At 66.4% G+C, this 25,185-nt stretch carries 19 protein-coding genes and 2 pseudogenes; 11 read left to right on the top strand and 10 right to left on the bottom strand.

Annotation, left to right across the window (positions count from 1 at the left end; genetic code table 11):
- Positions 1-276: 276 nt before the first annotated feature.
- Positions 277-1,584, top strand: a complete 1,308-nt coding sequence (locus MKAN_RS08575; protein WP_023367272.1) for a PE family protein — start codon at positions 277-279, stop codon at positions 1,582-1,584.
- 73 nt (positions 1,585-1,657) lie between these two features.
- Here the strand turns inward: MKAN_RS08575 and sucD are convergent, their stop codons facing one another.
- Both sucD and sucC read right to left on the bottom strand, forming a co-directional pair.
- Complete coding sequence (sucD, locus tag MKAN_RS08580) at positions 1,658-2,560, bottom strand: succinate--CoA ligase subunit alpha (RefSeq protein WP_023367274.1); 903 nt, start codon at positions 2,558-2,560, stop codon at positions 1,658-1,660.
- A 15-nt stretch (positions 2,561-2,575) separates the two neighbouring features.
- Positions 2,576-3,739: an ADP-forming succinate--CoA ligase subunit beta gene (gene sucC, locus MKAN_RS08585; RefSeq protein ID WP_023367276.1), complete on the bottom strand. Its 1,164-nt coding sequence runs from the start codon at positions 3,737-3,739 to the stop codon at positions 2,576-2,578.
- Positions 3,740-4,118: 379 nt separating this feature from the next.
- Between sucC and MKAN_RS08590 the strand changes: the two genes are divergently transcribed.
- Entirely contained in the window at positions 4,119-5,096 is a 978-nt protein-coding gene (locus MKAN_RS08590; protein WP_371686081.1) for a M23 family metallopeptidase, read from the top strand.
- Between the two features lie 3 nt (positions 5,097-5,099).
- Positions 5,100-5,684 (top strand): hypothetical protein, encoded by a 585-nt coding sequence (locus tag MKAN_RS31290; protein ID WP_023367280.1) that lies wholly within the window; start codon positions 5,100-5,102, stop codon positions 5,682-5,684.
- A 74-nt stretch (positions 5,685-5,758) separates the two neighbouring features.
- On the opposite strand, the gene pcrA is transcribed toward MKAN_RS31290, so the two are convergent.
- On the bottom strand, positions 5,759-8,065 hold the full coding sequence (gene pcrA / locus MKAN_RS08600) for a DNA helicase PcrA (RefSeq protein WP_023367282.1): 2,307 nt from the start codon (positions 8,063-8,065) through the stop codon (positions 5,759-5,761).
- A 72-nt stretch (positions 8,066-8,137) separates the two neighbouring features.
- On the bottom strand, positions 8,138-10,168 hold the full coding sequence (locus MKAN_RS08605; protein WP_023367284.1) for a PPE family protein: 2,031 nt from the start codon (positions 10,166-10,168) through the stop codon (positions 8,138-8,140).
- Positions 10,169-10,572: 404 nt separating this feature from the next.
- Between MKAN_RS08605 and MKAN_RS08615 the strand changes: the two genes are divergently transcribed.
- Genes MKAN_RS08615 through pgi form a run of 3 tightly spaced genes read left to right on the top strand, consistent with a single transcriptional unit; the run spans position 10,573 to position 13,633 of the window.
- Positions 10,573-10,881, top strand: coding sequence for a chorismate mutase (locus MKAN_RS08615; protein WP_042312057.1), 309 nt, complete (start codon positions 10,573-10,575; stop codon positions 10,879-10,881).
- Positions 10,882-10,941: 60 nt separating this feature from the next.
- Positions 10,942-11,913 carry an esterase family protein gene (locus tag MKAN_RS08620; RefSeq protein ID WP_036393580.1) on the top strand — a complete coding sequence of 324 codons (972 nt, stop codon included), beginning with the start codon at positions 10,942-10,944 and terminating at the stop codon, positions 11,911-11,913.
- A gap of 55 nt (positions 11,914-11,968) precedes the next feature.
- Positions 11,969-13,633, top strand: coding sequence for a glucose-6-phosphate isomerase (gene pgi / locus MKAN_RS08625; protein ID WP_023367292.1), 1,665 nt, complete (start codon positions 11,969-11,971; stop codon positions 13,631-13,633).
- A gap of 95 nt (positions 13,634-13,728) precedes the next feature.
- Here pgi and MKAN_RS08630 read toward each other — a convergent pair whose 3' ends face one another.
- From MKAN_RS08630 to cobF, 5 genes and pseudogenes are all read right to left on the bottom strand, one after another.
- The gene (locus MKAN_RS08630; RefSeq protein ID WP_036393866.1) at positions 13,729-14,478 is read right to left on the bottom strand and encodes an SDR family oxidoreductase; all 750 of its coding nucleotides are present in this window, start codon (positions 14,476-14,478) and stop codon (positions 13,729-13,731) included.
- A 17-nt stretch (positions 14,479-14,495) separates the two neighbouring features.
- Positions 14,496-14,984 carry a zinc finger domain-containing protein gene (locus tag MKAN_RS31810; RefSeq protein WP_371686082.1) on the bottom strand — a complete coding sequence of 163 codons (489 nt, stop codon included), beginning with the start codon at positions 14,982-14,984 and terminating at the stop codon, positions 14,496-14,498.
- A 180-nt stretch (positions 14,985-15,164) separates the two neighbouring features.
- A pseudogene (locus MKAN_RS31815) lies at positions 15,165-15,359 on the bottom strand (DNA-formamidopyrimidine glycosylase family protein); the annotation flags it as partial.
- 56 nt (positions 15,360-15,415) lie between these two features.
- On the bottom strand, positions 15,416-17,131 hold the full coding sequence (locus tag MKAN_RS08640) for a PE family protein (protein WP_023367298.1): 1,716 nt from the start codon (positions 17,129-17,131) through the stop codon (positions 15,416-15,418).
- Between the two features lie 139 nt (positions 17,132-17,270).
- Positions 17,271-18,014 (bottom strand): precorrin-6A synthase (deacetylating), encoded by a 744-nt coding sequence (gene cobF, locus MKAN_RS08645; protein ID WP_023367300.1) that lies wholly within the window; start codon positions 18,012-18,014, stop codon positions 17,271-17,273.
- Between the two features lie 124 nt (positions 18,015-18,138).
- On the opposite strand from cobF, the gene MKAN_RS08650 reads away from it, so the two are divergent.
- From MKAN_RS08650 to MKAN_RS08665, 4 genes are all read left to right on the top strand, one after another.
- On the top strand, positions 18,139-19,059 hold the full coding sequence (locus tag MKAN_RS08650; RefSeq protein ID WP_036393584.1) for an AurF N-oxygenase family protein: 921 nt from the start codon (positions 18,139-18,141) through the stop codon (positions 19,057-19,059).
- Positions 19,060-19,301: 242 nt separating this feature from the next.
- Positions 19,302-20,288, top strand: coding sequence for a DUF4873 domain-containing protein (locus MKAN_RS08655; protein WP_225722924.1), 987 nt, complete (start codon positions 19,302-19,304; stop codon positions 20,286-20,288).
- 513 nt (positions 20,289-20,801) lie between these two features.
- Positions 20,802-21,563: an STAS domain-containing protein gene (locus MKAN_RS08660; RefSeq protein WP_023367306.1), complete on the top strand. Its 762-nt coding sequence runs from the start codon at positions 20,802-20,804 to the stop codon at positions 21,561-21,563.
- Between the two features lie 182 nt (positions 21,564-21,745).
- Positions 21,746-22,615: an LLM class flavin-dependent oxidoreductase gene (locus MKAN_RS08665; protein WP_023367310.1), complete on the top strand. Its 870-nt coding sequence runs from the start codon at positions 21,746-21,748 to the stop codon at positions 22,613-22,615.
- A 3-nt stretch (positions 22,616-22,618) separates the two neighbouring features.
- On the opposite strand, the gene MKAN_RS08670 is transcribed toward MKAN_RS08665, so the two are convergent.
- Positions 22,619-23,425 (bottom strand): enoyl-CoA hydratase/isomerase family protein, encoded by an 807-nt coding sequence (locus MKAN_RS08670; RefSeq protein WP_023367312.1) that lies wholly within the window; start codon positions 23,423-23,425, stop codon positions 22,619-22,621.
- 276 nt (positions 23,426-23,701) lie between these two features.
- Here MKAN_RS08670 and MKAN_RS08675 point away from each other — a divergent pair.
- Positions 23,702-25,018 (top strand): annotated as a pseudogene (locus MKAN_RS08675) (13E12 repeat family protein).
- Positions 25,019-25,185 lie beyond the last annotated feature (167 nt).

The raw sequence follows: 25,185 nt of genomic DNA on the forward strand, positions 1-25,185 counted from the left end.
CGGGGGCTGTTGCGGCTGCTCGCGCTAAGACGTAACGCTGGGCAAACGCCATTCGGCCGGCGCGTTGTTGAATTGCCGGGAATGCGGCTGGCACAAGCGCAGGCGTCCCTCGACTCCCGCTGTCGCCGAGCCGGCGGGTTGGCGGGCCTGGCCGGTAAATGTCATGAAAGCCACCGATCAGTAGCCCCGACGGCTCTACCATGATGGCCTGCCGACGTATCGATCGGACCTCCGAAAGTCATCGATCGGTGCCCACACCTTCTCGGGAGGTGGCATATGTCGTTTGTCGTCGCGGTACCGGAATTTCTGGCGGTGGCTGCCTCGGATCTGGCAGATATCGCTTCGGCAGTCGTTGCGGCCAATACAGCCGCCGCGGCCCCGACGGCCGGTGTGCTGGCGGCGGGCGCCGACGAGGTGTCGGCTGCGATCGCCGCCGTGTTCGCGGAGCATGCCACGGGGTATCAGACGCTGAGCGCTCAGGCTGCGGAATTTCATCGCCAATTTGTCCAGCTCTTGGACGCGAGCGCGGGGCATTACGCCCTCGCCGAGGCCGCTAATGCCTCGCCGTTGCAGCTGCTGGAGCAGCAGTTTCTCGACGTCATCAATGCGCCCACCACGCTGCTGCTGGGTCGCGCGCTGATTGGTAACGGGGCCAACGGAGAGCCAGGGGCAGACGGCCAGCCCGGCGGACTGCTGATCGGCAACGGCGGAGCCGGCGGGTCGGGCACCGCCGCCCATCCCGCCGGCGGGAACGGCGGGGCCGGCGGGATGTTCGGCAGCGGCGGAGCCGGCGGCACGGGCAGGCCCGCGGCCCCCGGTGGCAACGGTGGAGCCGGTGGACTGTTCGGTAACGGCGGAGCCGGCGGGAACGGAGGCGTCTTTGGCGGTGCAGGCGGCGCCGGCGGGTCCGCCGGGCTCTTTTTCGGTACCGGCGGTGTTGGTGGCGCCGGCGCGGCAGCGACACTCGGCGGCGACGGCGGGGCGGGCGGCGCCGGCGGCGCCGGCGGATTGATCGGCATCGGCGGCGACGGCGGCCGCGGTGGCGCCACCATCATCCCCGGCACCACCGGTGGCTTGGGCGGCCTCGGTGGCGCCGGCGGAACCCTGCTCGGCTCCGGCGGGGGCGGCGGTGCCGGCGGGGACGGGTTAGTGGCTGGCACTTCCGGCGGTACCGGGGGGATCGGCGGCCACGGTGGATTCTTCAATGGCACCGGGGGCACCGGCGGCGTCGGTGGCTTCGGTCCCCTCGGTGGTGCCGGCGGGGCCGGCGGTGGCGGCGGCACGCTGTCGGGCTCGGGTGGCGCCGGTGGCGGCGGCGGGAACGGCGGAGGTATCGGCGCAGGTGCCGGTGGTGCCGGCGGCGACGCTGGCTTGCTATTCGGCGACGGAGGCGCTGGCGGCGCAGGAGGAGCCGCCAGCGGCACTCCCGGCGGGGCCGGCGCCACCGGTGGACGCGCCGCGTTGCTCATAGGTTTCGGCGGAAACGGTGGCAACGGCGGGCCTGGGGCACCCCCGGGCACCGGCGGCCAAGGCGGCGACGGCGGGCAACTGCTCGGTGTGCCCGGCAAGCCCGGCACACCGTAACGGCCTGGGCGCGAGCAGCCGCAAAAGCCCCCGCACGCTCGGCCTGTCGGGGGTTTTGCGCCTGCTCAGCGCGCTAAAGAGTCTTCAGGATTTCCCGGGCTAGGGCCGCGGTTTCCGACGGCGTCTTGCCGACCTTGACGCCGGCCGCCTCGAGTGCCTCTTTCTTGGCGGCCGCGGTGCCCGACGAGCCGGACACGATCGCGCCCGCATGGCCCATGGTTTTGCCTTCCGGCGCGGTGAAGCCGGCGACGTAACCCACGACCGGCTTGGACACATTGGCCTTGATGAAGTCGGCCGCGCGTTCTTCGGCGTCACCGCCGATCTCGCCGATCATCACGATCAGCTTGGTGTCGGGATCCTTTTCGAAGGCCTCGATCGCGTCGATATGCGTGGTGCCGATCACCGGGTCACCGCCGATCCCGATGGCAGTGGAGAAACCGAGGTCCCGCAACTCGAACATCATCTGGTAGGTCAGCGTGCCGGACTTGGACACCAGGCCTATCGGGCCGGGTCCGGTGATATTGGCCGGGGTGATACCCACCAGGGCCTGGCCGGGCGTGATGATGCCGGGACAGTTGGGGCCGATGATGCGGGTCTTGCCGCCCTTCTGCATGTTGTAGGCCCAGGCGTAGGCGGTGTCCTGCACCGGTATGCCCTCGGTGATGACCACCAGCAGCGGGATCTCGGCATCGATCGCCTCGATGATCGCGTCCTTGGCGAACTTGGGCGGCACAAAGATGATCGAGACGTCGGCGCCGGTCTTCTCCATCGCCTCCGTGACACTGCCGAACACCGGCAGCTTGACCAGCCGGCCACCCTTGTCCTCATGCGTGACGGTGGTGCCGGCCTTGCGGGCGTTCACGCCGCCGACGATGTGGGTGCCCGCCTTGAGCATCCGGGCGGTGTGGACGGTGGCCTCAGAGCCGGTGATGCCCTGGACGATGACCTTGTTCTCTTTGGTCAGGAAGATCGCCATTGTCGTGTGGTCCTTTCAGGCGCTCGCCAGCTCGGCGGCTTTGTCGGCGGCCTCGTCCATCGTCGGCACCAGCGTTACCAGGGGGTGGTTGGCCTCGGCAAGAATGCGCCGGCCTTCGTCGACGTTGTTGCCGTCCAAACGCACCACCAGCGGCTTGTTGGCCTCACCGCCCAGGATTTCCAGCGCCTTGACGATCCCGGTAGCCACGGCGTCGCAGGAGGTGATGCCGCCGAACACATTGACGAACACGCTCTTGACGTCCTCGTCGCCCAACACCACGTCCAATCCGGCTGCCATGACCTCGGCCGACGCACCGCCGCCGATGTCGAGGAAGTTGGCCGGCTTGACGCCGCCGTGCTTCTCACCGGCATAGGCGACGACGTCGAGGGTCGACATCACGAGGCCGGCGCCATTGCCGATGATGCCGACCTGCCCGTCGAGCTTGACGTAGTTGAGGTCGTGCTCCTTGGCCTTGAGCTCCAGGGGATCGGTGGCGGCGCGGTCCTCGAACTCGCCGTGATCGGGATGACGGAAATCGGCGTTGGCGTCGAGGGTGATCTTGGCGTCCAGCGCCAGGATCTGGCCATCGGGTGTACGGACCAACGGGTTGACCTCCACCAGGGTCGCGTCCTCGGCGACGAACAGCTCCCAGAGCTTGGAAATGGTGACCGCGGCGGCGTCGAGAACCTCGGCCGGCAGGTGACCCTGCTCGGCAATGGAACGCGCAAACGCCGAGTCGACGCCCGTGACGGCGTCCACCGGGACTTTGGCCAGGCGGTCGGGCTTGGTGGCGGCCACTTCTTCGATGTCCATGCCGCCCTCGACCGAGCACATGGCCAGGTAGGTGCGGTTGGCGCGGTCCAGCAGGAAGGAGATGTAGTACTCCTCGGCGATATCGCTGGCCTCGGCGACCAGCAGCTTCTTGACGATGTGGCCCTTGATGTCCAGGCCGAGGATGTTCTGGGCGTGTTGGTAGGCGTCGTCTGGAGTGGCGGCGTATTTGACGCCGCCCGCCTTGCCCCGCCCGCCGATTTTGACCTGCGCCTTGACCATCACCGGACGACCGATCTCGGTGGCGATCGCCTTGGCGCCCTCGGCGCTGTCGGTCACTCGGCCGGGCGTGCTGGGCACGTTGTGCTTGGCGAACAGTTCCTTGGCTTGATACTCGAAAAGGTCCATGTGCTCACTGTCGTCGCTGGGCTATCTGCTGGGCCTGTAGGCAGGCCTATAGGCGGCAAAGCCAGATTCGGCAAACCGCACGGTTGGAACTGTAGCGAGGCGCCAAACGACCGCCGTGATCGCATCCCATCGGTGTGGCGGACGTCACCAAATACCGCCGGCTTCCAAACGTGATACAGATCACATTTGCGGGTGGGTTATTGTCCTGAGGTTGCAAGCCCCATTGATGAGCGGATACCGTCTCAGGGTCCAGATAACGTTATGGTCACGATACGAGGACATTTCAGCGTTGTCCCAGCACCGATTCGCCCGTCCTGCCGCTGCAGGCGGGCTTTATGCATCCCGCGATCGTCGGCTTCACCATCACCACCGTAACGAAATCACCGAAATCATCCCGCTGGACGGATTCGACGGGTTCGACGAGCTGGAACTCGCCGACCTCGACGAGCTGGACTTTGGCGATCCCGAGTTCGGAACTGACGTGCAGTTGTTGCAGGCCCCCGAACTCGACGACCTGCATGAGACCGACGACCTCACCCCCGCGTGGCTGGCCGGCCCGACCGAGGTGCTGGCCGCTCTGAGCATCGAGTCCGGCGGCCAAGCACCTGCCCCGCGCCCGCACGCCGCGACTGTCACCCCGGTGCCCCGGCGAGGCGGGCAGCACCGCAAGCAGCCGACCAGCGCTGCCAAGGGACGCCTGCTGATCTCGGCGATGGCCGCAGGTGCCGCCGCGGCCGCTGCGCATACGGCAACTCATCAAACCGACACCACCACGGCCGACACCGTGTTGAGCGCTAATGCGTCGGCCCTCACCGGAGGGTCGGGTGGCACCCCCCGGGGGGTTCAGGTCATTGCCGCGCAGCCGGCGGCAAGTGCGGCAGTGCACAACGCGGAACTGGCCCATGGTGTGGCGTTTGCGCAAGAACGCGCCCAGCGTGAGGCACGACTGCAGCAGCCGCTGTATGTCTTGCCGGCCAAAGGCATATTCACGTCGAATTTCGGGTATCGCTGGGGTGTGCTGCACGCTGGTATCGATCTGGCCAACTCCATCGGGACGCCGATCTACGCGGTGTCGGACGGTGTCGTGATCGACGCCGGCCCTACCGCCGGCTACGGCATGTGGGTCAAGTTGCGCCACGCCGACGGCACCGTGACCCTCTACGGGCACGTCAACACCACGCTGGTCAGCGTCGGTCAGCGCGTGATGGCGGGCGACCAGATCGCCACCATGGGCAACCGGGGCTTTTCCACCGGCCCGCACCTCCATTTCGAAGTGCTCCTGGGCGGCACCGAGCGAATCGACCCCGTGCCGTGGCTGGCCAAGCGCGGAATCTTTGTAGGCAACTACGCCGGCTGACCGGTGACCGCAGCCAGCCGTCCCCCCGCGCCTGAGAACCCGTCCGAGCCCACTGGATCTCTCGAGGAACCGCGCACCCGGATCATCCGCCGGGCGCCGACCGGACCACTGCCCGCGATATCCGATTCTGCGGCCACCCAGATCTCGCGCCACCCAGCAGCGTCGGACGCGACCGGCCGGGTGGACCACTTTCCGCCCCTACCGGCCGCGATCGGCCACGAGCCGAGCCCCTGGACGGCCGTCGCGGCTGCGGCGGTCAGCATCGTGAGCGGATGGGCCACCACGGTGGTGGCCACCGACCTGATTGCCGGATGGTGGCGGACCGATCGACTGTTCTGCATCGCGGTGGGCTTTCTGGCCCTGGTCTTCGCCGCGGCCACCGTCACCGGCGTGATCATGTTGCTGCTTCGCCGGTCTCTGGGGCGCTATCTGATCGCGGCGGGTGCGGTGGTCGCGGTGTTGACCTACGGTGGCGTGTTCATCGCGGGTGCGCGCGTCGGGTGGATCGTGCACACCCTGCCGTTGCTGCCGATCGCCAGCGCGGTGTTGGCCCTGCATCCGGCGACCAAACGCTGGCTCGTGGAGTAGCGGCTTCGCCGAACATGTTGCCACTATGAGGTTTTCACGCATTTCGCGGCGAGTTCACGGTCGGTGCAAGAGCGCTACAGCTTGGTGACCGGGGCATGGTTGTGCATCAGCTTGACCCGCCCCGAACTGCCGAAGTCGATCAGCGACATCGCGGACTCCCCTACGCCGGAGACTTCCTCGACCCGGCCCAAGCCGTACTTGTCGTGGGTGACTCGATCGCCGGGCTGTAGCACCAGCAGCGGGCGCTTGCTCGCCCCAGCAGAACGGGTGGGCGCCGACCGCGGGGCGCCGAACCGGCCGGCTCCGCTCACCGGCGCACTGAACGACGGCTTCGGCGCGGTGCGGCGCCAGTCGATGAGCTCCTGCGGAATCTCGCGCAGGAAGCGCGATTCCGGATTCAGCATCGGCTGTCCCCAAGAAGACCGCACCATGGCCCGGCTGACATAAAGCCGTTGCCGGGCCCGCGTGATGCCGACGTAGGCCAGCCGCCGCTCCTCGGACAGTTCGGTCGGGTCGTCCAGCGCCCGCATGTGCGGGAACATCCCGTCCTCCCAGCCGGTCACGAATACCACCGGGAACTCCAGCCCCTTGGCGGTATGCAACGTCATCAGCGTGACGACACCGGCACCGTGCTCGGGGATCTCGTCAGAGTCGGCGATCAGCGACACTCGTTCCAGAAACGCCGCCAACACGCCGGTGTCCGGCACGTCTTCGTTGTCCGGTTCCAGCGCAGCGGTATTCGCCTGGTCGGCGCTGAATTCGTGTGCGACGCTGACGAGTTCGTTGAGGTTGTCCAGCCGCGCCAGCTCCTGGGGGTCGGTGGACGATTCCAGCTCCCGACGGTATCCGGTACGTTCCAGCACCGCCTCGACCAGCTCACCGAGGTCGTCATCGAGGCGGCCCCGCAGGCCGTCGAGGATCTCCACAAAGCCCGCGATCGCCTTCTCCGCGCGGGTGTTGAGCATCGGCACCTTGCCCTCGGCCGCGGCTTGTAGCGCGTCTGCGAAGCTGGAGCCGGTGTTCTCGGCGTAGACGGCCACGCACGCCTCGGCGCGATCGCCGATGCCGCGCCGTGGCGTGTTGAGAATGCGCCGCATGCTGACCGCGTCACCGGGATTGTCCAGCACACGCAGGTAGGCGACGATGTCGCGGATCTCCTTGCGCTCGTAAAAGCGCACGCCCCCAACGACTTTGTATGGAATTCCGGCGCGAATGAACACCTCTTCCAAGGACCGCGACGAGTTGTTGGTGCGGTAGAAGACGGCGACGTCGTTGTAGGTGATCTCGCCACGCTCGGCCAGCGCGTCGATCTCTTCGGCGACGAACCGGGCCTCGTCGTGCTCGTTGTCGGCGACGTAGCCGACGATCAACTCCCCTTCGCCGGCGTCGGTCCACAGTCGCTTCTCCCGGCGCCCGGCGTTGCGGGCGATCACGGAGTTGGCCGCCGACAGGATGTTCTGTGTGGAGCGGTAATTCTGTTCCAGCAGAATGGTTGTCGCGTCGGGGTAGTCGCGCTCGAAGTCTTCGATGTTGCGAATGGTGGCGCCACGGAACGCGTAGATCGACTGGTCGGCGTCGCCGACGACGCACAACTCCGCTGGGGGTACGTCATCTTCGGTGTCGCGCCCGACGAGCTCACGCACCAGCACGTACTGCGCGTGGTTGGTGTCCTGGTATTCGTCTACCAGGACATGCCGGAACCGCCGCCGGTAGTACTGGGCGATGTCCGGGAAGGTCTGCAACACCGCGACGGTCTCGCCGATGAGGTCGTCGAAATCCAGCGCATTGGCCGCCCGTAGCCGCCGCTGGTACTCGGCGTAGACGGATGCGACGGTACGTGCCAAGTCATCTGAGTCGTCCGTCAGGTGGGCCAGCGCCCGATGGGGGTCGATCAGCTCGTTCTTCAGGTTCGAGATCGCGTTCGCCAGCAGCCGCGGCGAATACCGCTTGATGTCCAGGCCCATGTCCCGGCCGATCATCTGCAGCAGCCGCCGCGAGTCGTCGGCGTCGTAGATGGAGAAGTTGGAATTAAGACCTTCGATCAGCGACGCCTGGTTGCGCAGGATGCGCACACACGTCGAATGAAACGTGGACACCCACATGTACCGGGCCCGGGCGCCGACCAGGCGCACCACACGTTCCCGCATCTCGGCGGCGGCCTTATTGGTGAAGGTGATCGCCAAAATCTGACCGACCGCGACACCGCGGGCGGCGATCAGGTAAGCGATCCGCCGGGTCAACACCGCCGTCTTACCCGAACCCGCGCCCGCGACGATCAGCAGCGGCGCGCCCTCATGCAGCACCGCCTGGCGCTGTTGCGGGTTGAGGCCGTCGAGCAGCTGATCTGTTTCGGACTTCGCATCGGTCGCGTGCACACTCATGTCGGTCCAAACTTACCGCCGCCCACCGACGACTCGTCGGGCCAGGCGGGCTGAGCGTTCGGAACGGTGTGGTTACTCGAACCCGGACTGGTCGTTGCCCGTGTGATTGCTGCCCGAGCTGTTGCTTCCCGAGTTGCCCCAGCCCGAATTCAACGTCCCGGACTGGCCGAAGCCCGAATTGTCGGTGCCGGTGTTCATGAAGCCCACGTTGCCGGTGACACCGCCGTTCGCAAAGCCAATACCAAAGCTGCTGGTATTCGAGAATCCGACGGAGTTGACCCCCGAGTTGGAGAACCCGGTATTGCGGCTATTTGTGTTTTGGAAGCCCGTCTGGAAGTTACCGATGTTTCCGTAGCCCTCGCTCGAATTGCCGGTGTTCTCCCATCCGGAAGTACTGTTCCCATGGTTATTGAACCCCGAGGTTCCGGTGCCGGTGTTGCCGAAACCGGAGTTTGTGGCGCCGGTGTCGGTTGCGCTGCCGAAGCCGGTATTCACATCGCCGGCATTTCCGGCGCCGGTGTTTATGCTCCCCGAGTTCCAAAATCCGGTGTTGGTGTTGCCCGAATTTCCAAACCCGGTATTGCCGGAGCCGGAGTTGTAGAAGCCCACGCTGCTCGCACCGGAGTTGAAGAAGCCCACGGTGCCGCTCGAGCCCGAGTTGAAGGCGCCTACCGCAAAGCCGCCGCCGTTTCCGACGCCCACATTATCGCTTCCAGCGTTCCAGAAACCGACATTTCCGTGGCCGGAGTTCCCGAATCCGACGTTGGTGTTAGTCGTGTTGACCCAACCAGAATTGTGGTTACCGGAGTTCATGATACCGGTATTCGTATTGCCGGAGTTCGCGATTCCCGTGTTTACGTCGCCCGAGTTGCCGATGCCCCAGTTTCCGTCGCCGGAATTGAAGAAGCCCACGTTGTTGTCGCCGGAATTGAATAAGCCGATGTTGCCGCTGCCGGAGTTCAGTCCGTTGAAGTTGATTCCAAACTGATTGTCGCCGGTCAGACCGATGCCGAAATTGTTGTTCCCCGAGTTGCCGAAGCCGATGTTGAACTCGCCGGTATTGCCCAGCCCAATGTTGAGGTTACCAAAGTTACCTATACCGATGTTGGAGTTGCCGGTATTGCCAAGTCCGACATTCGAGTTTCCTGCCGTGGGCATAGCTCCGGGACCGCTGTTGCCGAAGCCGAAGTTGGCATTACCAAAATTTCCGCTGCCTACATTGAAATTGCCGGTATTCCCGTTGCCAATATTCCCGCTGCCACTGTTGCCGCTCCCTATGTTTCCACCACCGGTGGCCTGAGAGTTTCCGAAGCCAAAGTTGCCATTGCCACGATTACCGGCACCGAAGTTTCTGCTGCCCCTGTTTCCGCTGCCCATGTTGAAACTGCCGGTGTTTCCGCTGCCGAAATTGAGGATTCCGCTCAGGTTTCCGTCGCCGAAGTTGAGGTTGCCATTGTTCCCGCTGCCGAAGTTTGCATTACCGGTATTGCCGCTGCCCAGGTTCCCGCTGCCGATGTTTCCCAAGCCCAGGTTCCCGGCACCGATGTTGCCGACGGCCGAAAGCGCGCTCAGGCCCGGGATGTTCTGCAGTAGCTGCTGCCACGGAGCCAGCCCGGCGGCCGCTGCCGAAGCTCCACCGTGATAACCCGCCATCGCGGCCACATCCTGAGCCCACATCTGTTCGTACAGCCCTTCGATGTGCGCGATCGCCGGCGCGTTCAGCCCGAACCAGTTCGACAGCACCATCTGCACCAACGCATTCCGGTTGGCCGCCACCGCGGCCGGCACGACCGTCGCGGCCCGCGCCGCCTCGAACACGCCGGCGACCGTTCGGGCCTGCCCGGCCGCCGCTACGGCCTGGGTTGCCGCCGCGCTCAGCCAACTTGCGTACGGTGCGGCCGCTGCCACCATCGCGGTCGACGCGGGCCCCTGCCATGCCTGGGCAGCCAACCCCGAAGTCAGCGAGCCGAACGACGACGCCGCCGAACTCAGTTCCTCGGCCAACCCTGCCCAGGCCGCCGCGGCGTCGAGCATGGGAGCCGCGCCCGCACCCGCAAACATCCGCGAAGAGTTGATCTCCGGAGGCAACACCGAATAATTCATCACCACAGTCCTTCCGCCCCTGGGCCCGACCCAGCCGGCTCCCCTTGTACCAGTGCCACACTCGCCGACACAGCGCGTAGAGCTTACGGCCGGCATTGCGGCATGATGGGCGTTTTCGCGCTACTTTTCGCCAATCGAATCGACGCTCCGCCGCACGCGGCGAACCCGCGGGACCGGACAGGGTCCATCGGCCGCAGCCTGCCCGCCACGATTTCCGGCCAACAGGTCGCCGGCTTTTTGCGCAGCCGGCGCCCTTGGTGGCACACTCGGTTGGTGCTCAACAGGCAGCGCCGATTTTTCTACGGGTACCGACCAGCGGTGCCCGTGGTCTAGCTGCTCTCGCAGAGCCCCGTGGTCCGCTTCGGCGATTCGGGGCTCGTCTCTTGTGTGAGGCCCGATACCGGATGAGACCAGAATCCCCACATCACGAGAACGCGGAGTCAGCGGAAATGAACACCGATACCCAACAGCTGCCCAGCATCGAGGAACTGCGCGAAGAGATCGACCGGTTAGACCGTGAAATCCTGGCCGCGGTCAAACGGCGCGCCGAAGTGTCGCAGGCGATCGGCAGAGTCCGAATGGCCTCCGGAGGCACCCGGCTGGTCCACAACCGCGAGATGCAGGTCATCGAGCGCTACAGCGAACTCGGACCCGACGGTAAGCACCTGGCAATGCTGCTTTTACGGCTGGGCCGGGGTCGTCTCGGTCACTAATATGTCACGTTTCCGCTGCTTATCGCGGATATCCTGGTTTCTGCGGTACATTCCGCCGAAATGGTTACAGCAAAGTCAGCTGGGGTTCTGCGACTGAGCCGTGCGATGGTCGTTTCGGCAACGGCAGTACTCGCCCTGCTGGCAGCGCTGGCCGGTGGCTCGGCCACCTCGTCCGCGTGGTCGCGGCGCGGCCTGCCGATCGAGTATCTGATGGTGCCCTCACCGTCGATGCACCGCCAGATCAAGGTGGAATTTCAGGGCGGCGGCCCCCATGCGGTGTATTTGCTCGACGGCATGCTCGCCAGGGACGACTACAACGGCTGGGACATGCACCTGCCGGTGTTCGAATGGTTCGACCAATCCGGGCTGTCGCTCGTCATGCCCGTCGGCGGCATGGCCAGCTTCTACTCCAATTGGTATCAGCCCGCGGCCGGCAACGGGGGGGTCTGGACGTACAAATGGGAAACCTTCCTGACCGACGAGCTGCCGCTGTGGCTGGCGACGAACAAGGCCGTCAGCACTTCGGGAAACGCGGTGGTCGGTGCGTCGATGTCCGGATCGGCAGCACTGATCCTGGCCGCCAGACATCCGCAGAATTTCGGCTACGCGGCCTCGATGTCGGGCTTTCTCAACCTGTCCGCCGGGCAATGGCCGTCATTGGTCAGCGCCGCGCAACTGGGCGCCGGCGGTTTTCGCTCCGAGGCGATGTGGGGCCCGCCCACCGACCCCGCCTGGGCGGCCAACGACCCGACGGCCAATGCGGCGACACTCGTCGCCAACAACACCCGAATCTGGGTGTATACCGGCAACGGCGGCCAATCGGACTTGGAGGCCGCCGGCAAGCTCGATGCCAGCCTGCTGGAATCCGCCACGCGGATCAGCAACAAGATTTTCCAGGCCAGGTACAAAGCCAAAGGCGGGCACAACGGCGTGTTCAATTTCCCGGCTAACGGCACCCATACCTGGTCATATTGGGGCGCACAATTACAGGCCATGCTGCCCGATCTTCGGCAAGCGCTGGGCACGGCTTAGACAGACGCGGCTGACGCACCGACTGCCCCGGGTCCCGGAGCATTAGGGTCAAATCATGACCGCCCAGCCATCAATCCCCGACATCATCGCCGCCCCGGCATGGGACGCCCTGCGCAAGAACCACGATCAGATCGGAGAAACTCACCTTCGGCAGTTGTTCGCCGATGATCCCGATCGCGGCCGCGATCTCACGATCACCGTCGGTGACCTCTACATCGACTACAGCAAGCACCGCGTCACCCGCGAGACACTACGGTTGCTGATCGAATTAGCCCGTGCGGCAGGGCTCGAGGAGCGCCGCGACCAGATGTTCTCGGGCGTGCACATCAACACCTCCGAAGATCGCGCCGTGCTGCACACGGCGCTGCGGCTGCCCCGCGACGCCGAGCTCGTTGTCGGCGGCCGCAATGTGGTGCAGGACGTGCATGCCGTGCTGGATGCGATGGGCGACTTCACCGACCGGCTGCGCAGCGGCGAGTGGACCGGAGCCACCGGAAAGCGGATCACCACCGTGGTCAACATCGGCATCGGCGGTTCGGACCTCGGCCCGGTGATGGTGTACCAGGCGCTGCGCCACTACGCCGACGCCGGGATTTCGGCGCGTTTCGTCTCCAACGTCGACCCGGCCGACCTCATCGCCAAACTAGCCGATTTAGACCCTGCCACAACGCTTTTCGTTGTCGCGTCCAAGACGTTCTCCACGCTGGAGACGCTGACCAACGCGACCGCCGCGCGTCGTTGGCTGACCGACACGTTGGGCGACGCGGCGGTGTCCAAGCATTTCGTCGCGGTCTCCACCAACAAGCGCCTGGTCGACGATTTCGGCATCAACACCGACAACATGTTCGGCTTCTGGGATTGGGTAGGCGGGCGATATTCGGTAGATTCGGCGATCGGACTGTCGGTGATGGCCGCTATTGGCCGAGAAGCCTTCGCCGACTTCCTATCCGGGTTCCACATCGTCGACGAACACTTCCGCACCGCGCCGCTGGAGTCCAATGCGCCTGCGCTGCTTGGTCTTATCGGCCTGTGGTACTCCAACTTCATGGGTGCGCAATCGCGTGCGGTGTTGCCGTATTCCAATGACCTGGCCCGCTTCGCGGCCTATCTGCAGCAGCTGACCATGGAGTCCAACGGCAAGTCGACCCGCGCCGACGGCACCCCCGTGACCACCGATACCGGCGAAATCTTTTGGGGCGAGCCGGGAACCAACGGCCAGCATGCCTTCTATCAATTGCTGCATCAGGGAACCCGGTTGGTGCCGGCCGACTTCATCGGCTTCAGTCAACCGCTCGACGACCTGCCGACCGTCGAGGGCACCGGCAGCATGCACGACCTGTTGATGAGCAACTTCTTCGCCCAAACCCAGGTGCTGGCGTTCGGCAAGACCGCCGAGGAGATCGCGGCCGAGGGCACCCCGGCCGAGGTGGTGCCACATAAGGTGATGCCCGGCAACCGGCCGTCCACCTCGATTCTGGCCAACCGGCTGACGCCGTCGGTGCTGGGACAGCTGATCGCTTTGTATGAGCACCAGGTGTTCACCGAGGGTGTGGTGTGGGGGATCGACTCGTTCGACCAGTGGGGGGTGGAGCTGGGCAAGACGCAGGCCAAGGCCCTGCTTCCGGTGATCACCGGCGACGCCGCGCCCGCGCCGCAGTCGGACAGCTCGACCGACGCGCTGGTGCGTCGTTACCGCACCGAACGGGGGCGTGCGGGCTAACTCGGCGAGCAGACGCAGAATCCCCTCTCACACGGCGTGTCGAGGGGATTCTGCGTCTGCTCGCGCAACGCGGGCAACGCGGGCATGCGCGCCCATTAGGCGAAGAGCTTCGCCAGCGGCGGCGGCAGCACCCGCATCAATCGCACCAGCGGCGCCCACGGCCACCACGGCACCACGGCCCGGCCGGGCTCGCGCTCGATGGCGTCGACGAGCGCCCTGACGCCGGTTTCGCTGTCGACCATGAACATTGTGCTGTTCGACTTGGCCGTCATTTCCGATTCGATGTAGCCCGGCTGGATCACCGAGACCTTGATGGGCCCCGTGGCGTACTCCGCACGCAGCGATGCGCCCAGCGAGCTCAGCCCGGCCTTGCTGGCGGCATAGGCGGCTTTGACGCCCGGCACGCCCGTGTTGCCCAGCACCGAGGAGATGAGCACCAGATGCCCCGAGCCGTTCTTGGTGAACATCTCCAGCGCCGTTTCGATCTGCACCAGTGCGGCCACGAGATTGGTTTCGATGGTCGCCTTGTTGGCCCACAACTTGCCCGACCCCAGCCTCGCGCCCTTGCCGATACCGGCGTTGACAATGACGCGGTCGATGCCACCCAGTTCGTCGCTCAGCTCCGCGAATACCTTGGGCACCTGCTCGTGGTCAGTGACGTCCAGGGCCGCCACCGCGATCCTGATCGACGGATAACGTTGGGAAAGTTCATCTTTCAGTTCGCCGAGCCGATCGGTACGACGGGCGCACAGGGCCAGATCGCGGCCCCTGGCGGCGAACGTGCGGGCCATCCCGGCGCCCAGGCCGGAGCTGGCGCCGGTGATGAGGATTTTCCGACGGGTCATCCGGGTGAGCATATCGGCTACTTCAGCAGCCGCGACATGCGCCGGTCGGCCAGCACCTTTCCTCCGGTCTGGCACCTCGGACAGTACTGGAAAGACTTGTCCGCGAACGACACTTCCCGCACGGTGTCTCCACACACCGGGCAGGGCAAGCCGGTGCGGGCGTGCACCCGTAACCCGGAGCGCTTCTCCCCCTTGAGCATTGCGGCGCCTTGGCCGACGGAGCGGTGCACCGCGTCGGACAGTACCGACACCATCGCGTCGTGCAGGGTGGCCAGCTGTCCGGCCGACAGCTTGCCGGCGGTGGCGAACGGCGAGATCTTGGCCACGTGCAAGATTTCGTCGCTGTAGGCGTTGCCGATGCCGGCGATCACCTTCTGGTCGGTGATCACCGTCTTGATACGTCCGGTATTGCCGGCCAGCAGCCCGGCCAGATCCTCGGTGCTGAGTTCGAGCGCATCCGGCCCGAGCGCCGCGATACCCGGGACATGCTTCGGATCGTCGACCAGCCAAACTGCCAGACGCTTCTGCGTGCCGGCCTCGGTGAGGTCGAAACCCGGTGCCTCACCTGGGATACCAAGATGCACGCGCAACGCGATCGGCCCCTTGCCCGGCCGCAGCGGCGCCGCGGCCAGCTTGTCCGACCATCGCAGCCAGCCCGCCCGCGACAGGTGAGCGATCAACCACAGCGGGTCCGCCCGCAGGCCCAGGTATTTGCCCCATCGGTCGGCCGCGGTGACGGTGTGGCCGTGTAGGGCACTGACCGGCGGATCGAAGGTCTTGAGCACCGACAGCGCGGCGACGTCGACGCGGCCGATCGGCAAACCGACGGCGTGCCTGCGCAAATGGTCGACCAGTGCTTCGATCTCGGGCAATTCGGGCACCAGTCCAGTCTGCCGACCGCGTCAGGCAGGTGTCCAACCGCCCGCGAGTGCGACGGCTACGGGGGCCCGTCGGCGCCGGGCTGACCGAAGAGGTCGCCGCCGCGGCCACCGGTGCCGCCGGTGCCGCCCTGGCTGGCTCCGGCTCCGGCACCGCCGTTGCCGCCGTTGCCGACTAACTGGGCACCGCCGCCGTTGCCGCCGATGCCGTTCTCCGCCGGGGCCATGAAGCCCGCGGGGATGCTGCCGGCGTTGCCGCCGTTGCCGCCGTTGCCGGCGAAGAAGCCGCCCTGGCCGCCGTTGCCGCCGTTGCTGGTCTGGTACACCGAGCCGGTGCCGCCGCCGTTCAGGTTTCCGGGATTGCCGGTGTTGCCGCCGTTGGCACCGGCGCCGCCGTTGCCCCACAGCTGGGCGTCGCCGCCGAAGCCGCCAAGCGCGCCCGGACCGGCGTCACCGCCGTGGTTGCCGCCGTTGCCGCCGTTGCCGCCGTTGCCGCCGGCACCGCCGTTACCCCCGCTACCGATCAGCCCGCTCTGGCCGCCCCAGCCACCGAACCCGCCGAAGCCGCCGCCGCCGTTGAAGGACAAGGTGGCGCCGCTGTTGTCGCCGCCGTCGGCGCCGTTCCCGCCGCCGCCGCCCGTGCCGCCGTTGCCGTAAAGGAAGCCGCCGTTGCCCCCGTTGCCGCCGAAGCCACCGCCGCCGCCCTGACCAGCAGTCGTAAAGTCACCGGTTGCCGCCTGGCCGGCGCCGCCCAATCCGCCGTTGCCGCCGGGACCGCCGTTGCCGAACAGTCCGGAGTCGCCGCCGGTGCCCCCGATCGCGCCGAAGCTGCCGCCGCTTGCGCCGGCAAGGATACCGCTGCCGGCCACGAATGATCCGCCGTCGCCGCTGTTGCCGCCGGCACCGCCGTCGCCGTAGATCCAGCCGCTGTGCCCGCCGTTGCCGCCGTTGCCGGCCTGCCCGCCGATGCCGGCGACAGAGGAGGAGTTGGTGGCGCCGGTGGCGTCCCCACCGTTGCCACCGAGTCCGCCAACACCGCCATGCCCGAAGAGCAGACCGCCGTTGCCGCCGGGGCCTCCGTTGCCGCCCGCGCCGCCGTTGAGGCCCGCGCCGCTGGGGACGGCGACGGCACTGCTGCCGTTGCCACCCATACCGCCTTGTCCGCCGAGCCCGTACAGCCACCCGCCGTTGCCGCCATTGCCACCGTTGCCGCCCGGCATGCCGGCTCCACCGGTGGCCGGGACGACGGCGCCCGCGCCACCGGGTGCGCCGTTACCGCCGTTGCCCCACAGCCCGGCCGATCCGCCGTTGCCGCCGTTTTGGCCTACCGCGCCGGAGCCGCCGTTGCCGCCGTTGCCCAGTAGCCACCCGCCGGGCCCGCCGTTTTGCCCGGTGCCCGGGGCGCCGTTGGCGCCGTTACCGATCAGCGGACGCCCGGTGAGCGCCTGCACGGGATCGTTGATCGCCGCTGCCGCAACCTGCATCGGCAACACGTTGGCGGCCTCTGCGGCCGCGTACTGCCCGGCGCCGCCGCTCATGAGCTGCACGAACTGCTGGTGAAACAGCGCCGCCTGGGCACTGAGCGCCTGATATGCCTGAGCGTGGGCGTCGAACAATGCTGAGATCGCAAACGACACCTCGTCGGCGCCCGCGGGCAGCACGCCCGATATCGGGGCCAGGGCTGCCATGTTCGCTTGGCTAAGCGTCGAACCAATACCTGCCAGATCGTTGGCCGCTGCAGCCACGTACTCGGGCGCGGCGATCACCCACGACATGTACAAACCTCCCCATCAGTGCAGATTCCCCGCAATCGCGAAGTGACGTGCGACACAATGCAGAGGTAACCGATGCTATCGCGAACTGGAGGGTCAATCGCACGCTTCTTGACAAACCGTCAAGAAGCTCATGCTGTGCTTAATCTGGCGCTCGCAACAGGTAGGTATCCATGATCCAGCCATGCCGCGCCCGGGCCTCGGCGCGCAATGCCGCGATGCGCGTCCCGACCTCGCCGACGGTGCCCGCCATCAGCAATTCGTCGGCAGTACCCAGGTACGCGCCCCACCAGATGCGGGTTTGCGGCGGGCAGCTCTGAAACGAGCACTCGGCGTCGAGCATCACCACCGCCGAACCGGTGAGTCCCCGCGCACGCAACTGCCGGCCGGTGGTGATGAGCACGGGAGCGCCGACGTCGTTGAGCGGGATGCGGTGCCGGGCGGTCAACGCCTGAACCGCGGTGATTCCCGGGATGACGTCATAGCTGATGTCGACCTCGGAAGACACCGCTTCCAGAATGCGCAGCGTGCTGTCGTACAGCGACGGATCGCCCCACGCCAGAAAGGCGCCCACACCGTCGGGACCCAGTTCGGCGGCGATGGCCGCCGACCAGATCCGCGCCCGCGCCGCATGCCAGTCAAAGACCGCTTTCCGGTAGTCGGTGTCGGTCGCACGCTCGGGGTCGGGCAGCTCGACGAACCGGTATCCGGGCTCCCGGATGAACCGCTCGCAGATCGCGCGCCGCAGCGCCACCAGGTCGCTCTTGGTCTCGCCCTTGTCCATGGCGAAGAACACCTGCGCGTCGTTGAGCGCGTTGATCGCCTGCACAGTCAGGTAGTCGGGGTCTCCGGCGCCGATGCCGATGACGTGGATGTGCCGACCCATGCAACACAACGTAATTCAGATCTCGAAATACCTACCCGAGACCTCCGGTACCTAGTACCCTGGGTATTGACTATCGAGTGTGATCTCCCTAACGTCTGAACCACCTGATGAAGGGACACCAACGATGACCACCGCGGTGAAACCAAGTGGGCCCAAGTCAAGTGGACCCAGTCGTGAGGAATTCTCGGAGCGGTTGCTCAAGGGGTCGGTCAAGAAGTCCTATGAGCCCGTCGTCGACATCGACTGGGATGCCCCGCTGGATCCGGACAAGTTCTATCTACCGCCCAAGCTGGTGTCCTTGTACGGCACCCCGATGTGGGACGAAATGACCCGCGAGCAGCAAATCGAGCTGTCCAAACAGGAACTGGTCAACACGCTCTCGGCCGGGATCTGGTTCGAGAACATGCTCAATCAGTCGCTGTTGCGCACCATCCTGCACGAGGACCCGACCAGCCGGTCGACGCATTACAAGCTGACCGAGCTCGGCGACGAGACCCGCCACATGGTCATGTTCGGCAAGGCCATCGAGCGGATCGGCGCCAAGCCGGTGCGTCCCCGGCGGCTGCACCGGATGGTCATCAACGCGCTTCCGCTGGCCTTCCAGCGGGGTTCGATGCTGTGGGTGGCCGCGCTGATCGGCGAGGAGATCTTCGACTCGCTGCAACGACAGATGATGGACGACCCGGACCTACAGCCAATTATCCAGCGGCTCATGCGGATTCACGTCACCGAAGAGGCCCGCCATATCCAGTTCGCGCGTGATGGCGCACGCAAGCGGGCGGCCGAAATGCCGCGGCTCAACCGATGGTTCATGGCCAACATCAACGGCCTCGGCGGGTACTTCTTCCGGTACCTGTTCAGCAATCCGATCCCGTACGCGCGCGCCGGCCTGGACCCGAAGCGGGCACGCATGACTGCCCGCAACAGCCCACACCGCCACCAGATGCAGATAGCCGGATTCGCGCCACTGGCAGCATTTTTGACCGAGGTCGGGCTGATGGGCCCGATCGCGCGCCGGGCCTGGAAGCGCAGCAAGTTTCTGTGATCCAGGCACCCGACGTGCACCACGTGGTCGTCGTCGGCGCGGGTGCCCGCGGCCGAGCCGCGTTGGCGGCCGCCGGTGCCGGCGACATCGTGATCATTGACAGCGCAGCAAACCCCGAGGCGGAAGTGCTCGGTTCGGTGTTCGACGACGACACCGACACCTGGGCGGTGCGCACCGGCGGCGGCGAGGTTGTCCGGGGTCGCGTCGTCATCGCCGCCCACCGGCCGCCGTATGTCCCGTGGATACCGGATCTGCCCGGGCGCGACGACTTTGGCGGCGAATCGTTTCACGCGGCGGCCTGGGATCCGACCTTCGATGCCGCCGGCAAACGCATCGCCGCGGTTGGCATCGATACCGCCCTCGCCTGTCATCTCGACCGGCTCGTGGAATCGGCGGACTCGGTCACCGTCGTCGCCCATGCCCCGCGCCGGGTGGTCTCCGACCTGCCACTGCAGACCACCCGGGCCCGGCGCTGGCTGCGTCGCAAGCTGCGCGGCGGACAGCCGCGGCGATCGCCCAGGGTGGCCAGGTCGGCGATCGCGGCGCTGACGCCGTCGGGCGTCCGCACCGACGACGGTGTCGAGTACGGCGCCGACGCCATCATCTACGGCACCGGGTTCGCCATCCCCGATCAGCTGCCCGAGCAGACCCTGGTTGGGTCGCGTGGGGTGACCATCCGACAGGCCTGGCAGGACGGCATGGAGCCCTTCCTGGGTATCGCCGTGCACGGCTTTCCCAACTACTTCTTCATCTCCGGCCCCGATAACGCCAACGCCGCCGTACAGCTCCGCTACGTTGCCGAGGCCCTGGACCTGATGAACCGCACCGCCAGCACCCGCATCGAGGTGCTGCGCAGCACTCAGCAGGTGTTCAACGAACGCGCCCAACTGAAACCCGTCCACGCGCAGCGGGTGTCCCGGGCGTTTGACCTGTCCGCCGATGCGCCCGACGACGACACCTACGACGGAGCGGCGACGTTGGAGCTGGCCGGAACCCGACTACCGGTGCACGTCCGCCTCGCCGGTCACCTCGATCCGATCGACGGTAATTACCATTGGCAGGGGACCGTTTTCGATCCCCTGCCGCCTGATTCGCTCACCCAATCAAGGACCGCGACATTGACCGTCGGTGACCGCAGCGCACCGGCCCGCATCGTCGAACAAACACCCTGGGGCACGCACTCCGTGGCCGGAGTGGGGGCACCACCCTACCCGCCAAGCGGACGGTAGCAGCGGCTTCCCCGCCACCGTTGCGCCGATTCCTCCCGCTCGACCGGGCAAATCCCGATAGGCTGAGTGCTTGCCAGACTAGAGGTTGACCGCGTGGCTAATGCGGGTAACCGCCCTGGGTGGCTGGTGCTGCGGCAGACGACGACACGGACGAGAGCGGCATGGTCGGCGAGGTAGCGTTCGGCTCTTGGAAGCGGCGGGCGCCGGGGATTGACCCGACCCGCGTGCGCCGGTGCGCCGCCGAGCGACCGCCACGATCAATCACCCCACGGTCCGGTCGCGCCACCGGCCGTGCACAAATCGGGATACTTGGTCGAAGATGGAAGTCTCCGCCGCTAACGCGTGCGGCACCCTCGCGCAGTTGCCGGGGCCAGTTCGAGGAGCAGGACATGGAACCGGACACAGGACGGACCCGGGAGGCCGGTTCATGACGTCCCGCCGTTGTGTCGCCAGACTTGCCGCCGCGAAGCGCAGGCCGCGGTTGGATGAGACGGCCCGGGAAGGTCAGCCGCGGTGAGCGCGGTCGCCAAGTCGACCTCGCTGGCCGTTGCCACTCGGCTCGAGCAGTCGGCAGTCATGCTGGCAGTCGAGGGAGTGCTCGGCGCGGCCAACTCGGCGGCGCTGCGCGACAGCATCATGAAGGCGACGCTCGACGAGCCGACCGCGGTGATCGTCAACGTGACCGGGCTGCAGGTTCCCGATGACGCTGCATGGTCGGCCTTTATCGGCGCACGCTGGCAGGCCGACACCCGGCCGAACGTTCCGATCGTGCTCGTCTGCGCCAGTCGTGCCGGCCGGGACGCGGTCACCCGCTCCGGAGTCGCGGCATTCATGCCGGTCTATCCCACCGAGAAGGGCGCGATCAAGGCCGTCGGCCGGCTGGCGCGCCGCAACGTCCGGCATGCCCAGGCACAACTGCCCGCACATTTGAACAGCCTTCGCGAGTCGCGGCAACTGGTTCGCGAATGGCTCACCTCCTGGTCCAAGCCCGGGCTGATCCCTGTCGCGTTGGTGGTCGTCAACGTATTCGTCGAGAACGTGCTCAAACACACCAGCAGTGAGCCGATGGTACGGGTGTTCAGCGACGGTCCGACGGCGACGATCGCGGTCTCCGACGGCAGCACTGCACCGGCCATACGGCTGAAATCTCCGCCCAAGGGCATCGACGTGTCCGGCCTGGCCATTGTCGATGCGTTGTGCCGTGCGTGGGGCAGCACTCCCACATCGTCCGGCAAGACGGTCTGGGCGATCATCGGCCCGGAAAACCAGCTCTAGCCGGTGACGATCCACCTGCCGACGACCGCGGTGCCGGTGCGTCGACCGTTTTCGGGGTGGTTGCCGCTCGTGTTCCGCGCGGACGGCACGGCAAGCGCCGACGCCGTCGGCCACCCACCCGGCGAATGAGAACGCGTTCTAGTATTCGGGCATGACGCCCGAATACAGAAGGTACGGATGACGTGCGGTTCAGCTATGCAGAGGCACTGACCAACCCGGCGTTCTATATTCCGCTGGCTCAGGCCGCCGAAGCTGCCGGCTACAGCAGCATGACGATCGCCGACAGCCTGGCCTACCCGTACCAGTCCGACTCGAAGTACCCCTACACCCCGGACGGCAATCGGGAATTCCTGGAAGACAAGGAGGTCATCGAGACCTTCGTCCTGACGGCCGCGTTGGGCGCGGTGACCACGACGCTGCGGTTCAACTTCTTTGTGCTCAAGCTACCCGTCCGGCCGCCGGCACTGGTGGCCAAGCAAGCGGGTTCGCTGGCAGCGCTGATCGGCAACCGGGTGGGGCTCGGCGTGGGCACCAGCCCGTGGCCGGAGGACTACGAGCTGATGGGCGTGCCGTTTGCCAAGCGGGGCAAGCGAATTGACGAATGCATCGAAATCGTCAAGGGGCTCACCACCGGAGACTACTTCGAATTCCACGGCGACTTCTACGACATCCCGAAGACCAAGATGAGTCCCGCTCCCACCCAGCCGATCCCGATCCTGGTGGGCGGCCACGCCGATGCCGCCCTGCGGCGCGCGGCACGCCTGGACGGCTGGATGCACGGCGGCGGCACCAGCGCTGAAGAACTCGACCGACTTATCGCCCGTGTCAAGAGGTTTCGTGACGAGCAGGGGAAGACCGGCCCGTTTGAGATCCATGTGATCTCGATGGACGCCTACACCACGGACGGTGTCAAGCGGCTCGAGGACAAGGGCGTCACCGACGTCATCGTGGGTTTCCGCTGGCCCTACGTCAAGGGGCCCGACACCGAGCCCCTGGAGCAAAAGATCCGTCACCTCGAACGGTATGCGGAGAAGGTGATCGCCAAAGTCTAGGCGTCACAGTGGATCCCATTTTGGTGCCCGCTTTTCCCGATGCGCTTTGGCGGCTTCGGCCGGGTTATCGGTGAAGCCGGTGAGCATTTGGGTGCGGTTCTCGATCTCGATGGCATGCCGCAAGCTGGGCGCATCCAGCGCAGTATTGAGCCCGATCTTGGTCTGCCACACGCCGAAAGCGTTGTTCGCGGCGATCTCGCGAGCCTTGGCCAGCGTCGCCGGCATCAGGTCGTCCGGCGCCACCACCTCGTGGACCAGCTTGATGCGGTAGGCCTCGGCCGCGTCGATGATGCGTCCGGTCAGCATGAGTTCCCGCGCCACTCCGGCGCCGACGATCTTCGGTAGCAGGTAGCTGGTGCCCATGTCCATCGACGAGAAGCCGGCCTTGATGAACACCGAGCCGAACCGGGCTAGCTCGGAAGCGATCCGGATGTCGCAGTGCAGCGCGAACGCCAGCCCGCCCCCGACGGCGGCACCGTTGACCGCGGCGATCACCGGGATGGGCAGCTCGTAGAGCCGCACATAGAGATCGGCCAGCCGCACCTGGGAGTCGTAGTTGGCCTTGAATGCGGGGCTGGCCGGCTTGGCCTTGACCCACGGTTCGCCGGTGCCGCTCAGGTCGGCGCCGGCGCAAAATCCCCGTCCGGCTCCGGTGAGGATCGCCACCCGGAATTCGGCCCGGTTGAGCACGTCCAACACCCCATCCATCGCGTCGATCAGCGAGCCGTCAATGGCGTTTAACAGCCCGGGCCGGTTCAACGTGACCAGCGCGATGTCATCTTCGAGCGTCTGCAATTCGACTGCGGCCATACCCGCACGGTATCTCGAGTCCTGCAGTTACGGCGCTGGCGCGGTGAGGCGATCGCGCGGGGCCTGGTGTAGGGACGCTGTCCGTGTGGGTTCGGCCGTCGGCGGCATTGGTGCGTTTGCAACCCGTTGCAACCCGTTGCTACCCGAGGTATCGCCGCGCCGCGATAGGCCCGGCGAAAATGGGTGGCTGTTCGCTGTGAGTGAACATGTGAAATCGGTTGTTCGGCAGTCACTTTCTGCCGGTTTCCTGTCGGTGTCGGTCGATAGATTGCGGGTATGGGCTCGCGCGGTGTCGTGGATCGGCAGACAGTTACGGCGATCTTTGATGCACTCGACGCCGCGGCGGATAGGTTGGTGGGTCTGGACTTTGATGCGTTGACGACTCCGGAGTGGTTGGTGCTGCTGGGGCGCTGTGAAAAGGTGCGCCGACGCCTGCCGGTGGCTGAGCACCAGCTGATCAACAACCTGGCCCGCCAGGCCAGCGCCGAAGAACTAGGCGGCAAACTGTCGCATGCCATCGCCGACTGGGCGCTGACCAGCCGCACCGAGGCCAGCCGGCGCAGCAACGCCGCCGCCGATCTGGGGCCGCGGCGCGCGCTGACCGGGGAACCGATCGCCCCGGTACTGGCCGGGGCCGCCGCCGCCCAATGCGACGGCACGATCGGCGCCGAGCACATCGCGGTGATCCGCCGCTTTTGCCGGCAGTTGCCGGGCTGGGTCGATCAAGCCACCCGCGAGCGCGCCGAAGCTCAGCTGGCCCGCCAAGGCGGCCAGGTTCGCCCCGAACAACTATCCGGGCTGGCCGCCACGATCGCTGATCGCCTCAACCCCGACGGCACCTACCGCGACGAGGACCGGGCGCGGCGGCGCGCTCTGATGTTGGGCAGCCAGCAAGCCGATGGCATGTCGGAGCTGCGCGCGCGGATCACCCCGAGCTGCGCGCCACCCTGGAAGCCGTGCTGGCCAAGCTGGCCGCCCCGGGCATGTGCAACCCCGAATCCGAAACCCCCGGTGTGGACGGCAGTCCCAGTCAGGCCGCCATCGACACCGACACCCGCTCAGCGGCCCAACGCTCTCATGACGGGCTGCTGGCCGGGCTGCGCGCCCTGTTGGCGTCCGGAGAGTTGGGTCAGCACAACGGCTTACCCGCGCCGATCATCGTGTCGACCACGCTGGCCGAACTGGAAGCCGCTGCCGGACAGGGACTCACCGGCGGCGGCACCCTGCTGCCGATGAGCGATGTGATTCGGCTGGCCCGCCACGCCCGCCATTATCTGGCGGTTTTCGACGGCGGCAAGACATTGGCGCTGTATCACAGCAAACGGCTGGCCGCGCCGGGGCAGCGAATCGATCCACCACGTCATCCCCTACGCCCAATCCCCCAGCACCGACGTCAACCAACTCACCTTCGCCTGCGGCGGCCACCACCCGTTAGCCGACAACGGCTGGAGCACCCGCAAAAACACCCACGGCGACACCGAATGGACACCCCCACCCCACCTCGACTCGTCTGGATCAACGGGCCAACCCCGCACCAACATGCACCACCCCGAAAAACTGCTCCACGCAGACGAAGACGACGAGACGGAGTAGCTCTGTCGACCTTGGGGGCTCAGCCATTCGGCAGGAACGCAGAAATCGCACCTCGCGAGTGCCGATACGTTGCGACGCAACCAATCATGTTGTCCGCCAACGTGATCGTACTGTCAGCAGGTTACAGCGGAGTAGGTGGTGGATGCCACGCTCCGGTCAAGCCGCTG

This window comes from Mycobacterium kansasii ATCC 12478 (assembly GCF_000157895.3).
In the GTDB taxonomy this organism is placed as follows: domain Bacteria; phylum Actinomycetota; class Actinomycetes; order Mycobacteriales; family Mycobacteriaceae; genus Mycobacterium; species Mycobacterium kansasii.

Excerpts from the sequence above, each read along its gene's own strand:
- MKAN_RS08640 (WP_023367298.1), bottom strand. The coding sequence starts at position 17,131 with ATGTCGTGGGTGATCGCCGCGCCCGAGTACGTGGCTGCAGCGGCCAAC.
- MKAN_RS08650 (WP_036393584.1), top strand. The coding sequence starts at position 18,139 with ATGACCACCGCGGTGAAACCAAGTGGGCCCAAGTCAAGTGGACCCAGT.
- MKAN_RS08620 (WP_036393580.1), top strand. The coding sequence starts at position 10,942 with ATGGTTACAGCAAAGTCAGCTGGGGTTCTGCGACTGAGCCGTGCGATG.
- MKAN_RS08630 (WP_036393866.1), bottom strand. The coding sequence starts at position 14,478 with ATGACCCGTCGGAAAATCCTCATCACCGGCGCCAGCTCCGGCCTGGGC.
- MKAN_RS08605 (WP_023367284.1), bottom strand. The coding sequence starts at position 10,168 with ATGAATTATTCGGTGTTGCCTCCGGAGATCAACTCTTCGCGGATGTTT.
- sucD (WP_023367274.1), bottom strand. The coding sequence starts at position 2,560 with ATGGCGATCTTCCTGACCAAAGAGAACAAGGTCATCGTCCAGGGCATC.
- sucC (WP_023367276.1), bottom strand. The coding sequence starts at position 3,739 with ATGGACCTTTTCGAGTATCAAGCCAAGGAACTGTTCGCCAAGCACAAC.
- pgi (WP_023367292.1), top strand. The coding sequence starts at position 11,969 with ATGACCGCCCAGCCATCAATCCCCGACATCATCGCCGCCCCGGCATGG.
- MKAN_RS08670 (WP_023367312.1), bottom strand. The coding sequence starts at position 23,425 with ATGGCCGCAGTCGAATTGCAGACGCTCGAAGATGACATCGCGCTGGTC.
- MKAN_RS08575 (WP_023367272.1), top strand. The coding sequence starts at position 277 with ATGTCGTTTGTCGTCGCGGTACCGGAATTTCTGGCGGTGGCTGCCTCG.
- pcrA (WP_023367282.1), bottom strand. The coding sequence starts at position 8,065 with ATGAGTGTGCACGCGACCGATGCGAAGTCCGAAACAGATCAGCTGCTC.
- cobF (WP_023367300.1), bottom strand. The coding sequence starts at position 18,014 with ATGGGTCGGCACATCCACGTCATCGGCATCGGCGCCGGAGACCCCGAC.
- MKAN_RS08615 (WP_042312057.1), top strand. The coding sequence starts at position 10,573 with ATGAGACCAGAATCCCCACATCACGAGAACGCGGAGTCAGCGGAAATG.